The sequence below is a fragment of the Micromonospora sp. L5 genome (assembly GCF_000177655.2).
In the GTDB taxonomy this organism is placed as follows: Bacteria; Actinomycetota; Actinomycetes; order Mycobacteriales; family Micromonosporaceae; genus Micromonospora; species Micromonospora aurantiaca.
This window is the reverse complement of sequence record NC_014815.1, coordinates 1,845,312-1,857,724: the sequence shown is the minus strand read 5'-3', so window position 1 is coordinate 1,857,724 and position 12,413 is coordinate 1,845,312. Positions and strand designations below refer to the sequence as shown.

Sequence of the window (12,413 nt, the reverse complement as noted above, 5' to 3'; positions counted from 1 at the left end):
CCCCTTCTTAACGCCTCCGGTAGAGGAAGGGCCCCCTATTAACACCGAGTGTTAAAAGGGGGCCCTTCCTTACATGCGGTCAGTGGGCGGCGCAGCCGCCTACCGGGGCGGGTGGGACGGCCGGGGCACCGATCGTCGGCAGGCCGAGCAGCACCCCGGGGGTACGCGGAACCTGTCCCGCCTCGGCCGCGTCCCCGGCCCGGGTACGCCGGTGCGCCAGCGGCGCGCCGTCGGCGTTGAGGTGGTGCGGGGCGGCGTACGTGACAGTGGTGTGCACGATGTCGCCGGGACGGATCCGCCCGGCCAGGTCACCGGTGGCGAAGTGCACCAGCCGGCCGTCGCGGGCCCGGCCGGACATCCGGCCGGTGCGCTCGTCCTTGCGGCCCTCGCCGACGGCCACGAGCACCTCGACTGTCTCGCCGACGAGCTTCTTGTTCTCCGCCCAGGTGATCTCCTCGACGCAGGCGATCAGCCGCTCGTAGCGTTCCTGCACGACCTGCTTGGGCAACTGGCCGTCCATGGTCGCGGCCGGGGTGCCGGGGCGCTTGGAGTACTGGAACGTGAACGCCGAGGAGAACCGCGCCTCCCGCACCACGTCGAGCGTGCGGGCGAAGTCGGCCTCGGTCTCGCCGGGGAAGCCGACGATGATGTCGGTGGTGATCGCCGCGTCCGGCATCGCCGCCCGGACCTTCTCAATGATCCCCAGGTAACGCTCCGACCGGTACGAGCGGCGCATCGCCCGCAGCACGTCGTCCGAGCCGGACTGCAACGGCATGTGCAGCGAGTGGCAGACGTTAGGCGTCTCGGCCATCGCGGCGATCACGTCGTCGGTGAAGTCCTTCGGGTGCGGGCTGGTGAACCGCACCCGCTCCAGCCCGTCGATGTCGCCGCAGGCGCGCAGCAGCTTGCCGAACGCGTACCGGTCGCCGAACTCGACGCCGTACGAGTTGACGTTCTGCCCGAGCAGCGTCACCTCCAGCACACCGGAGTCGACCAGCGCGCGGACCTCGGAGAGGATGTCGCCGGGGCGGCGGTCCTTCTCCTTGCCGCGCAGGGAGGGCACGATGCAGAACGTGCAGGTGTTGTTGCAGCCGACGGAGATCGAGACCCACCCGGCGTACGTCGACTCGCGCCGGGTCGGCAGCGTGGAGGGAAAGACCTCCAGCGACTCCAGGATCTCGACCTCGGCCGCAGCGTTGTGCCGCGCCCGGTCCAGCAGCGCCGGCAGCGAGCCGATGTTGTGCGTGCCGAAGACGACGTCCACCCAGGGCGCCTTGCGGACGATGTCGCCGCGATCCTTCTGGGCCAGGCAGCCGCCGACGGCGATCTGCATCCCGGGGTGCTTCGCCTTCACGGGGCGCAGATGACCCAGGTTGCCGTAGAGCCGGTTGTCGGCGTTCTCCCGGACCGCGCAGGTGTTGAACACCACCACGTCGGGCTGCTCGTCGGCCTCCGCGGCGCGCACGTACCCGGCGTCCTCGAGGAGGCCGGAGATGCGCTCGGAGTCGTGCACGTTCATCTGGCAGCCGTACGTACGCACCTGATAGGTGCGCGGGCTGCCCGCGGCTGCGGTAGTCATGACCCGGACAGCGTATCCGGGTGGAGCCGATCGGATCGAACGAGGAGGAGCCGTGTGCCGGAGCATCAAGACCCTGCGTGAGCCGTACGTCCCGGTGGTGACCGAGGAGGACATCCGCGCCGCCGCGTTGCAGTACGTCCGGAAGATCTCCGGATTCCGTACCCCGGCCGCGCACAACGCGGCCGCGTTCGACGCCGCTGTGGACGCCGTGGCCGCCGCCACCGCGACGCTGCTCGACCAGCTCGTGGTGCGGGGGCAGCAGCCGGCGGCCCGGGGCTGAGCCCGGGGCCGCCACCGCTCGCCGCCGGAGGGGACACGGCGGCGAGCACCTGTCACGGGTGCCGGCCGGCGTCCGCGCTCAGGCGGCGGCGAGCGCCGGGGCGACCGTGTCGGGGGCCCAGCGGGAGCGGTGGCACTGCGACCAGCCCCGGCAGCGCGCGTCGGCGACAGTGCAGAGCCGGTGGTGGCTGAGCACCTCGCCGTCGTCGGTGTCGGCCACGTCGAAGTGCACCGGCCGGATGGTGCCGTCCGGCGCGACCAGCAGGTGCCGGCCGGCGTCGAGCGTGTCGTCGCGCATCAGGCAGTTGCGGCCCAGCAGCCGGGCCAGCGCCGCGATCGCGGGCAGCTCGGACAGGCTCTCGGGCACCCCGTAACAGTCGACCACGGTGCCGTACAGCCCGGGCGCCTCCCACACGTCGCAGACCACCGCGTACGCGGGGAGCCGCATCGGGTCGGCGACGGCCATGGGCATCACCACCCGGCCGAGCGCCTCGGCCAGTGCCGGGTAGACCTCCACCGGCTCGCCGCCGTCGATTCTCCAGTTCCACAGCTCGGTCATGCCGCCTCCTCGCTGCGCTCGTTCCACCGGCCTCCGGATCGGGCCTTAATGACGATGGTGGGGTGCATTTGACCTCAGCCGGGCGCAAGTTACCGGTCTGTGACCATTCCGGGCAAAATTCCCTCGGGCGACGTTGCCCGGAGTAGCTGGAAGATGACAGTTTATCGGGTACGGTGCCGCGGCGACGGCCCAGCCGCGCCGTGGATCCGGCGGCTCAGCGCACCCGGATCAGGTGCTCCGACGCGGGCAGCAACTCGCCGATCACAGTGCCGCCCGGCACCTCACCGGCGACCAGCAGGCCACCGGAGGTCTGCGCGTCGGCCAGCAGCAGCTGCTCCCCCTCGTCCGCGCCGCCGAAGTCGGTCCACGGGGTGACCCACTCCAGGTTGCGCCGGGTGCCGCCGCTGACGTACCCGTCGCGCAGCGCCTCCCGCGCGCCCGTCAGATACGGCACCGCCGCCGCGTCGATCGCCACCGTCAGGCGGCTCGCGCGGGCCAGCTTCGAGGCGTGCCCGAGCAGGCCGAAGCCGGTCACGTCGGTGCCGCAGCGGATGCCCGCGGCGATCGCCGCGCGGGCCGCGTCCCGGTTGAGCCGGGCCATCGACTCGACCGCCTCCGGGAAGCGCTGCCCGGTCTGCTTGTGCCGGGTGTTGAGCACGCCCACGCCGAGCGGCTTGGTCAGCGACAGCGGCAGCCCGGCCCGCCCGGCGTCGAGCGTGATCAGCTCCTCCGGCCGGACCACGCCGGTGACCGCCAGGCCGTACTTCGGGCCGTCGTCGTCCACGCTGTGCCCGCCGGCCAGGTGGCAGTTCGCCTCCCGGGCCACGTCCAGACCGCCGCGCAGCACCTCGCGGGCCATCTCCGGCGGCAGCACGCCGCGCGGCCAGCAGAGCAGGTTGAGCGCGACGAGCGGGGTGCCGCCCATCGCGTACACGTCGGAGAGCGCGTTGGCGGCGGCGATCCGCCCCCAGTCGTAGGCGTCGTCGACCACCGGGGTGAAGAAGTCGGCGGTGCTCACCAGGCCCGTACGCTCGTCCAGCCGGACCACCGCGGCGTCGTCGCCGTTCTCCAGGCCGACCAGCAGGTCGGCCGAGCCGCCGGTGGCACCGAGACCGGCGACCATCGCCTCCAGCTCGCCGGGTGGGATCTTGCAGGCGCAACCGCCACCACGTGCGTAGTCGGTCAGCCGGATCGCGTCGGTCACCGCCTTATGATCTCCGGCCTGCCCCGGCGGCGCCACCCGGCCCCACCGGCGGGTGACGAAATTCGGACGGGCCGGTACGCCGGTGACCGGTGTTACCGCTCCGTGACCATCTGAGTTGCGATCTGCCACATCACCCCGCCTACAGTTGCCCAACCGGGGGTCGACCGACCCCCGAATTCCGCCATGGACGACAGGGACGGTGGACGACGTGACGACGGGCGACCCGCTGATCGTGCTCGACGGGGTGAACAAGTGGTTCGGGCCGCTGCACGTGCTCGACGACGTGTCCCTGTCCGTCGGCCGGGGCGAGGTGGTCGTGGTCATCGGCCCGTCCGGCTCCGGCAAGTCGACGCTCTGCCGCACCATCAACCGGCTGGAGCCGATCGACAACGGCACCATCACGTTCGACGGGCAGGCGCTGCCGGCCGAGGGCAAGCCCCTGGCCAAGCTGCGCAGCGAGGTCGGCATGGTGTTCCAGTCGTTCAACCTCTTCGCGCACAAGACCATCCTGGAGAACGTCACGCTGGGGCCGGTCAAGGTCCGCAAGGAGAAGCCGGCCGCGGCCCGTGAGCGCGGCCTGGCCCTGCTGGACCGCGTCGGCATCGCCAACCAGGCGGACAAGTACCCGGCGCAGCTCTCCGGCGGTCAGCAGCAGCGGGCGGCGATCGCCCGCGCGCTGGCCATGCAGCCCAAGGCGATGCTGTTCGACGAGCCGACGAGCGCGCTGGACCCGGAGATGGTCGGCGAGGTGCTGGACGTGATGACGTCGCTGGCGAGCGAGGGCATGACCATGGTCGTGGTGACCCACGAGATGGGCTTCGCCCGGCACGCGGCCAACCGGGTCATCTTCATGGCCGACGGCAAGCTGGTCGAGGACGCGCCGCCGGCCGAGTTCTTCGCGAACCCGCGCAGCGAGCGGGCCAAGGACTTCCTCTCCAAGATCCTCACCCACTGAGCGTCCGTAGTGGAGTCGTCCCGTCGACTCCGTCGAAGAAGGAGATGAGTATGCGTTACAAGCGCGTGGCGGCGGTGGCCATGATGGCCTCGCTCGCCCTGTCCGCGGCCGCCTGCGGCAAGGAGGGGAACCCCGCTCCCAGCGGCGGCGGCAACGCCAGCGGTGGAGCCCAGGGCGACAACTGCAGCAGCTCGGGCGTGACCTTCACCCCCAAGACGGACGCCAACGTCGCCGGCAGCCCGGCCTTCGAGAAGATCAAGTCGGCCGGCAAGGTCGTCATCGGCGTCAAGTTCGACCAGCCGAACCTCGGCTACAAGGACGCCCAGGGCAAGCGCTGCGGCTTCGACATCGAGATCGCCCAGTACGTCGCCAGCACGCTCGGCGTCGACCCGGCGAAGATCGAGTACAAGGAGATCGCGTCCGCCAACCGGGAGACCGCGATCAAGGGCGGCGAGATCGACTACTACGTCGGCACCTACTCGATCACCGACAAGCGCAAGAACGACGTCTCCTTCGCCGGCCCGTACTTCGTCGCCGGCCAGGACCTGCTGGTCCGCAAGGACGAGTCGTCGATCACCGGCAAGGACACGCTCAAGGGCAAGAAGGTCTGCTCGGCCACCGGTTCCACGCCGATCCAGAAGATCCGCGACGAGGGCCTGACCGAGGGCGAGAACATCGTCGAGTTCAAGACCTACTCCGAGTGCGTCTCGCAGCTGCTCGACAAGAAGGTCGACGCGGTCACCACCGACGACGCCATCCTCAAGGGCTACGCCGCGCAGAACCCGGACGAGCTCAAGGTCGTCGGCCAGCCGTTCAGCACCGAGAAGTACGGCATCGGCCTGCCCAAGGACGACAAGGCGCTGCGTGACTACGTGAACGACCAGATCGAGGCGGCGTTCACCGACGGCACCTGGAAGAAGATCTACGACGGCACGCTCGGCAAGTCCGGCTCGCCGGCCACCCCGCCGCAGCTCGAGCGGTACTGACGGTCCGCACCGACGTCGGACCGGGCGGGGAGGTCCTCCTCCCCGCCCGGTCCCGTCTGGAGAGAGTGAGAGCGAGGTATGGGCGAGTTCTTCCGCGTCCTGACGGACAACGCGAGCCTGTTCCGCGAGGGGTTCTACAACACCGTCAAGCTGTTCCTGATCGCCGGCGTCGGCAGTCTCGTCCTCGGCATGCTGCTCGGCGCGATGCGGGTGTCACCGGTCCCCGCGTTGCGGGCGTTCGGCGCCACCTACGTCAACCTGGTCCGCAACACTCCCCTGACGCTGGTGTTCGCGTTCCTCGTCTTCGCGGTGCCGAAGCTGGACGTCAACATCGACTACTTCAACAGCGCCTGCATCGCGCTGATCGCCTACACCTCGGCGTTCATCTGCGAGGTGGTCCGCTCCGGCGTGAACACGGTCGCCACCGGCCAGGCCGAGGCGGCCCGCGCGCTGGGCATGACGTTCGCCCAGGTGCTGACGCTGATCGTGCTGCCACAGGCGCTGCGGGCCATGGTCCCGCCCATGATGAGCGTGCTCATCGCCATGCTGAAGAACACCACGATCGCCGCCGGCTTCTCCGTGCTGGAAGCGGGCGCCATCCCGGCGTACATGTCGGAACGGGGTGAGCCGCAGTTCATCGTGCTCACCTGGATCGTGATCGGCTTCCTGATCCTGATCATCCCGCTGGTGGTGCTCCAGCGGATCCTCGAGCGCAAGTGGGCGGTGGCCCGGTGAGCAGCAGCAGCGTCCTCTACGACATCCCCGGCCCGAAGGCCCGCAGGCGCAACCGGATCCTCGGCATCGTCTCGATCGCGGCGATCGTCGCGCTGATCGCGTTCGTGGTCTACAAGTTCAACCAGACCGGCCAGTTCGAGGCCCGCAAGTGGGAGCAGTTCCAGTACGCGGCCGTGCAGCGGGAGCTGCTGAACGGCCTCTGGGCCACGCTGAAGGTCGCCGCCGTCGCCACCGTGCTGGCGCTGCTGTTCGGTGCGTTCTTCGCCAGTGCCCGGCTCAGCGACAAGGTGCTGTTCCGCGCTCCCGCCACGTTCGTGGTGGAGCTGTTCCGGGCCATCCCGCTGCTGATCCTGATCTTCTTCGGCTACTACGTGCCGCTCCAGTACGGCTGGCCGATCGACAAGTTCTGGGCGCTGGTCATCGGGTTGACGCTCTACAACGGCTCGGTGCTGGCGGAGATCTTCCGCGCCGGCATCAACGCCGTGCCGTACGGGCAGTCCGAGGGCGCGTACGCGATCGGCATGCGCAAGAACCAGGTGCTGCGGCTGATCCTGCTGCCGCAGGCGTTCCGGTCGATGCTCCCGGCGATCGTGAGCCAGCTCGTCGTCCTGCTCAAGGACACCGCGCTCGGCTTCATCATCACGTACCCGGAGTTGCTCTTCGTGGGCAAGCAGATCGGCGGCCGGCTGGCGTTCGGCCTGCCGTACGTGCCGACGTACCTGATCGTCGCGGCCATCTACATCAGCATCTGCGGCCTGCTGTCGGTGCTGGCCTGGTGGCTGCAGAAGCGGCTGACCCGGCTGCCGCGCACCGCGGCCAAGCCGGTGGCGGCCACGCAGACCGACGGTGGCACCGGCGCTACGCCGCTGTGAGCTGACGTCGTCCGACGGACACGGAACGGGCGGGTGGGGTTCTCCCCCACCCGCCCGTTCTCGGTCTTGCCGGTCTAGCGGGCGATCTCGGTGACCCGGGACTCGCGCACCACTGTCACCCGGATCTGACCCGGATAGGTCAGCTCCTCCTCGATCTGCTTGGCCACGTCCCGGGCCAGCACCGCCGCGCCGATGTCGTCCACGTCGTCCGGCTTGACCATCACCCGGATCTCCCGGCCCGCCTGCATGGCGAAGACCTTCTCCACGCCCAGCTTCCCGGCCGCGATCTCCTCGATCCGCTCCAGCCGCTTGACGTACGCCTCCAGGCTCTCCCGCCGCGCGCCCGGCCGCCCGCCCGAGCAGGCGTCCGACGCCTGGGTCAGCACCGCCTCGATGGTCTGCGGCGGCACCTCGTTGTGGTGCGCCTCGATGGCGTGCACCACGTCCTCGCTCTCGCCGTACTTGCGGGCCACGTCCGCGCCGATGATCGCGTGGCTGCCCTCCACCTCGTGGGTGAGCGCCTTGCCGATGTCGTGCAGGAACGCGCACCGCTTGATCGTCGGCACGTCCAGCCGCAGCTCCGCGGCCATCACCCCGGCGATGTGCGCGGTCTCCACCAGGTGCTTGAGCACGTTCTGCCCGTACGACGTGCGGTAGCGCAACCGGCCCAGCAGCGTGACCAGCTCCGGGTGGATCTCGGTGATGCCGACCTCGACCAGCGCGTCCTCGGCGGCCCGGAGGCACAGCTCCTCCACCTCCTGCCGGGCCACGTCGTAGACCTCCTCGATCCGGTGCGGGTGGATCCGGCCGTCCAGGACCAGCTTCTCCAGCGTGACCCGGCCGACCTCCCGGCGTACCGGGTCGAAGCACGACAGCAGCACCGCCTCGGGCGTGTCGTCGATGATCAGGTTGACGCCGGTGACCGACTCGAAGGCGCGGATGTTGCGCCCCTCCCGGCCGATGATGCGCCCCTTCATCTCGTCGCCGGGCAGGTGCAGCACGCTGACCACGCTCTCCGCGGTCTGCTCGCTGGCGACCCGCTGGATGGCGTCCACCACGATGTTGCGGGCGCGCTGCTCGGCGCTGCCCCGGGCGTCCGCCTCGATCTCCCTGACCAGCAGCGCGGCCTCCCGCTTCGCCTGCCCCTCGATCGACTCGACCAGCTCGGCGCGGGCCGCGTCGGCGGTCAGGCCGGCCACCCGCTCCAGCTCCCGGCGGCGCTGCTCCTCCACCTCGGTCAGCGTCCGCTCGCGCTCGGCCAGGGCGGCCTCCCGGGCGGCGAGCGCCGCGGTGGCGGCGGTGAGCTGCCGCTCCCGCTCGGCCAGCCGCTCCACCTCCTCGGTGTGCAGCCGCTCCCGCTCGTCCATCCGGGCGGCCCGGCGTTCCACCTCGGCCGCCTGCTCCCGGGTGGTGGCGGCCAGCACCGCCACCTCCCGCTCGCCGCTGCGCCGGGCGGTGGCGCGTAACTGCTCGGCGTCCGCCTCGGCCTGCTTGTGCGCCCGCTCCAGCACCGTGTCCGCCTCGGCGCGGGCGTCGTCGAGCACCCGCCGCGCCTCGGCCCGGGCCGCCTTCGCCTCCGCCTTGGCGGCGGCCGCCTCGGCACGCGCCGCCGCGGCTGCGGACTTCGCCACGTCGATGGTGCTGTTCACCTCGTCGGCGGCCGTCCGCAACGCCGCGAGGGACTGTTCCTGCCGGTCCTTCTCCGCGATGAAGGCCGGGTCCTCCGGCGCGGGCGCCAGGCTGAGCCGTTTGAGGGTACGCACGCCGAACAGCACGGCGCCGACCACCACCACGACCAGCAGCAGCACGACCAGGAGGAGGACGACGTCGAAGGCGCTCATCGAGCCGCTCCGCACCGGTACGCGGGCACACTCGCCCGCCGCACTCCGGCGACCCGGCCGGCGTCGCCGGCCCGTCGGGGCTCGGTGGCCGGGCTGTCGCCCGCCGATGCGGGGTCGGGGCCGTGTGGCAGACCGCCGGTGAACCTGTGCCGCCCTGCCATGGCCGCCTCCCCCTGAAACGTCGGCGCCGCAGGACACGCGCGAAGGACACGCGCCTGCGGCTCTGGACGCCCGACCGGAGCGGCTGGCTGTGGGCAGCTTTCCGTCGGCGGTGTCCCTCATGGGGCACCGCTGGCGGCCGGTTGCAGTTGTCGGAGGCTCCGAAAGGTTCCGGAGCTTCCGTCAAGGGCCGGTGTAGCTGGCCAAAGTGATGCTGTTCTGTTACGAGATCTATGTTGTGCGCTTAGCCTGCGCTGGTCGGGCAAAGTGAGCCTGTATGGCGAGGCTAGGTCGCGAGGGGCCGTTCGGTCAAGGAGTCATGATCAAACCACCCGGACGGAGAGAAGTTACGACGTCACTCAGTGGTGATCAGATGCCGGACAGGCCAGGACAAACCCCGCCCCGTAGCGCCGCGACTCGGCCGCTCCGACCTGCTCAGGCCCCTCTCGCACCCCATGATCAGCTCTGCCGTCACCCTCCCACCCCCGTGATCGAGGACTTGACGTCCACCCGGACGACACAAACTCCTTGATCACCGTCCGGCCGCGCGGCCGCGCCGCCGGGGGTGGCAGGGCCGGCCGGTCCGGCCGGGCGCGCGCGATCATGAGGTTGGCCTGGACAAAGCGGACGGGAAATGCCGCCAAGTTCATGATCGACCTGGCCGGGCGAGGGTCGCGCGAGGGCTGCGCCGGGCCGGCGCCGGGTGGGTCAGCTTGCGGCGGCGGTGAGGGCTGCGGTCACCAGGGTGGCGTTGTCGGGGGCGGGGGTGCCGTCGGGCAGCAGCAGCGTGTCCTCCAGGCCGATCCGGGTGTGCAGGCCACGCCGGACCGCCTCCGCGTACACCGGCCAGGTGGCCGGGCCTTCCCCGTGCAGCAGAACCGGCGGGTGCCCGCCGGGCAGCGCGGCGAGGATCGCCGCCGCGTCGGCGAGCGCCGTCTCGACCTGCTCGGCCATGCACTCGACGAGGACCCGCCCGGTGGGTGCGGACCAGCGACGCCAGGCGTCGACCGCCGCCGGGGTCCACAGACCGGCCTCGACCATCACGCCGCGCTCGTGCAGGGCGGCGGCGACCTCGGCCGCTCCGGTTTCGTGGGCGTTCACCGAGGCGAAGTCGGGCAGCACCGTCCAGGCGCGGACGGCGGCGGCCCGCTCGGCCGGGTCGGGGACGATCCAGGCGCCGGTGCTCACGCCGACCGGCAGGCCGGGACGGGCGTCGCGGATGGCGGTGACCGCCGCCGCGATCACTGCCGGGTCGAGCGACTCGGTGCCGCTGTGGTCGCGCGGGTGCACATGCACCGCCGCCACCCCGGCGGTCGCGCAGCGCACCGCGTCGGCGGCCAGTTCGGCCGGGGTGAGCGGCACGGCGGGGTGCTCGTCCAGCCGTCGGGTGCCGTTGAGACACGCCTTCAGCACGGGTGTGCGCCTCCCTCGGGACGGCGGCCGCGACGCCGGCGGCCGGTCGGTCAGTCGAGCCGGCGGGAGTCGAGGTCGTGCTCGGCGTCGGCCATCGCGTCGGCGTCGATGTGCTCGGCGAACTCGGCCGCCTCGGCGCTCTGCGCGGCGAGCGCGTCCTTCACCGCCCGGATCGCCACCCCGGCCGGGTAGCCCTTGCGCGCCAGCATGCCGACCAGGCGCCGGAACACCGCGTCCGGCTCGCCTCTGGCGCTGCGCAGCTTGCGCTCCACCAGGGCGCGGGCGGTCTCCGCCTCGGTCTCCTCGTCCAGCCCGTCCAGGGCTGCGCCGGCCACCTCGACGTCGACGCCGCGCTGACGCAGCTCGTTGGCGAGCGCCCGGCGGGCCAGCCCGCGGCCGTTGTGCCGGCTGCTCACCCAGGCACGCGCGAAGGCCGCGTCGTCGACGATGCCGACCTCGTCGTACCGGTCGAGGACCTGCTCGGCGACCTCCTCGGAGATGCCGCGCCGGGCCAGCGCGCCTGCCAGCTCGGCCCGGGTCCGCGGGCGGACCGCGAGCTGCCGCAGGCAGATCTCCCGGGCCAGCTCGGCCTCGTCGCGCGGCGGAGCCGGAGCCTCCCCTGCATCGGGCTCCGCCGCGCGATCACGGCGCCCCCGGCGAGGCCGGGGCGTACCTGTGGCGTCGCCCGTACGGGGTGGACCGGCATCCCAGCCCCGGCCCGTACGGGCGCGTCGTCCTGCCACGGGTCAGCGGATCAGAAGTCGACCGGCGGCAGTTCCGGGCCACCGGCGGCGTCGCCCGCACCACCGGTGCCGACGCCGAGCTTCTCCAGGATCTTCTTCTCGATCTCGGCCGCCACGTCCGGGTTCTCGCGGAGGAACTCGCGGGCCTTCTCCTTGCCCTGGCCGAGCTGGTCGCCGTCGTAGGTGTACCAGGCGCCGGACTTGCGGATGATCGCCTGCTCCACGCCGACGTCGATCAGCGAGCCCTCGCGGGAGATGCCCTTGCCGTACATGATGTCGAACTCGGCCTGCTTGAAGGGCGCGGCGACCTTGTTCTTCACGACCTTGACCCGGGTGCGGTTACCGACCACGTCGGTGCCGTCCTTGAGGCTCTCGATGCGGCGCACGTCGAGCCGGACCGAGGCGTAGAACTTCAGCGCCCGCCCACCGGTGGTGGTCTCCGGGCTGCCGAACATCACGCCGATCTTCTCGCGGAGCTGGTTGATGAAGATCGCGGTGGTGCCGGTGTTGTTGAGCACGCCGGTGATCTTCCGCAGCGCCTGGCTCATCAGCCGGGCCTGGAGACCGACGTGGCTGTCGCCCATCTCGCCCTCGATCTCGGCGCGCGGCACCAGGGCCGCCACCGAGTCGATCACGATGATGTCGATCGCGCCGGAGCGGACCAGCATGTCCGCGATCTCCAGCGCCTGCTCGCCGGTGTCCGGCTGGGAGACCAGCAGGGCGTCGGTGTCGACGCCGAGGGCCCGCGCGTACTCCGGGTCGAGCGCGTGCTCCGCGTCGATGAACGCGGCGATGCCGCCGGCGCGCTGGGCGTTGGCCACCGCGTGCAGCGCGACGGTGGTCTTACCGCTGGACTCCGGACCGTAGATCTCGACCACCCGGCCGCGGGGCAGACCGCCCACGCCGAGCGCCACGTCGAGCGCGATGGAGCCGGTCGGAATGACAGCCGTCTGCACGACGGGCCGCTCCCCCAGCCGCATCACCGAACCCTTGCCGAACTGCTTGTCGATCTGAGCGAGAGCAAGGTCGAGCGCCTTCTCCCGGTCAGGCCCTGCTGCCATCGTTGCCACCCCTGCCTTCGCCGGCGT

The 12,413-nt window shown here is 71.4% G+C and carries 12 protein-coding genes; 5 read left to right on the top strand and 7 right to left on the bottom strand.

The genetic code is table 11. The annotated features are described in order from the left end of the window. Positions 1-79: 79 nt before the first annotated feature. Positions 80-1,579, bottom strand: coding sequence for a tRNA (N6-isopentenyl adenosine(37)-C2)-methylthiotransferase MiaB (gene miaB / locus ML5_RS09060; protein ID WP_013474479.1), 1,500 nt, complete (start codon positions 1,577-1,579; stop codon positions 80-82). Positions 1,580-1,631: 52 nt separating this feature from the next. On the opposite strand from miaB, the gene ML5_RS09055 reads away from it, so the two are divergent. After that, positions 1,632-1,859 (top strand): DUF2277 family protein, encoded by a 228-nt coding sequence (locus ML5_RS09055; RefSeq protein ID WP_013284740.1) that lies wholly within the window; start codon positions 1,632-1,634, stop codon positions 1,857-1,859. 78 nt (positions 1,860-1,937) lie between these two features. On the opposite strand, the gene ML5_RS09050 is transcribed toward ML5_RS09055, so the two are convergent. Both ML5_RS09050 and selD read right to left on the bottom strand, forming a co-directional pair. Then, positions 1,938-2,417: a hypothetical protein gene (locus ML5_RS09050; RefSeq protein ID WP_013284739.1), complete on the bottom strand. Its 480-nt coding sequence runs from the start codon at positions 2,415-2,417 to the stop codon at positions 1,938-1,940. A gap of 214 nt (positions 2,418-2,631) precedes the next feature. After that, positions 2,632-3,621 (bottom strand): selenide, water dikinase SelD, encoded by a 990-nt coding sequence (gene selD / locus ML5_RS09045; RefSeq protein ID WP_013474478.1) that lies wholly within the window; start codon positions 3,619-3,621, stop codon positions 2,632-2,634. 199 nt (positions 3,622-3,820) lie between these two features. On the opposite strand from selD, the gene ML5_RS09040 reads away from it, so the two are divergent. The 4 genes from ML5_RS09040 (at position 3,821) to ML5_RS09025 (ending at position 7,169) form a co-directional block, all read left to right on the top strand. Continuing rightward, positions 3,821-4,576 (top strand): amino acid ABC transporter ATP-binding protein, encoded by a 756-nt coding sequence (locus ML5_RS09040; RefSeq protein WP_030269781.1) that lies wholly within the window; start codon positions 3,821-3,823, stop codon positions 4,574-4,576. Positions 4,577-4,626: 50 nt separating this feature from the next. Beyond that, positions 4,627-5,562, top strand: a complete 936-nt coding sequence (locus ML5_RS09035) for a glutamate ABC transporter substrate-binding protein (protein ID WP_013284736.1) — start codon at positions 4,627-4,629, stop codon at positions 5,560-5,562. 78 nt (positions 5,563-5,640) lie between these two features. Further along, the gene (locus ML5_RS09030; protein ID WP_013284735.1) at positions 5,641-6,297 is read left to right on the top strand and encodes an amino acid ABC transporter permease; all 657 of its coding nucleotides are present in this window, start codon (positions 5,641-5,643) and stop codon (positions 6,295-6,297) included. Next, positions 6,294-7,169, top strand: coding sequence for an amino acid ABC transporter permease (locus tag ML5_RS09025; protein ID WP_013474477.1), 876 nt, complete (start codon positions 6,294-6,296; stop codon positions 7,167-7,169). Before ML5_RS09030 ends, ML5_RS09025 begins: the two co-directional genes overlap by 4 nt. A 74-nt stretch (positions 7,170-7,243) precedes the next feature. Here ML5_RS09025 and rny read toward each other — a convergent pair whose 3' ends face one another. The 4 genes from rny to recA form a co-directional block, all read right to left on the bottom strand. Then, positions 7,244-9,010, bottom strand: coding sequence for a ribonuclease Y (gene rny, locus ML5_RS09020; RefSeq protein ID WP_013284733.1), 1,767 nt, complete (start codon positions 9,008-9,010; stop codon positions 7,244-7,246). Positions 9,011-9,877: 867 nt separating this feature from the next. Beyond that, the gene (locus tag ML5_RS09015) at positions 9,878-10,582 is read right to left on the bottom strand and encodes a 3-keto-5-aminohexanoate cleavage protein (protein WP_013474476.1); all 705 of its coding nucleotides are present in this window, start codon (positions 10,580-10,582) and stop codon (positions 9,878-9,880) included. Between the two features lie 50 nt (positions 10,583-10,632). Next, the gene (locus ML5_RS09010) at positions 10,633-11,325 is read right to left on the bottom strand and encodes a regulatory protein RecX (RefSeq protein WP_013474475.1); all 693 of its coding nucleotides are present in this window, start codon (positions 11,323-11,325) and stop codon (positions 10,633-10,635) included. An 11-nt stretch (positions 11,326-11,336) separates the two neighbouring features. Continuing rightward, positions 11,337-12,386 (bottom strand): recombinase RecA, encoded by a 1,050-nt coding sequence (gene recA / locus ML5_RS09005; RefSeq protein WP_013284729.1) that lies wholly within the window; start codon positions 12,384-12,386, stop codon positions 11,337-11,339. Positions 12,387-12,413 lie beyond the last annotated feature (27 nt).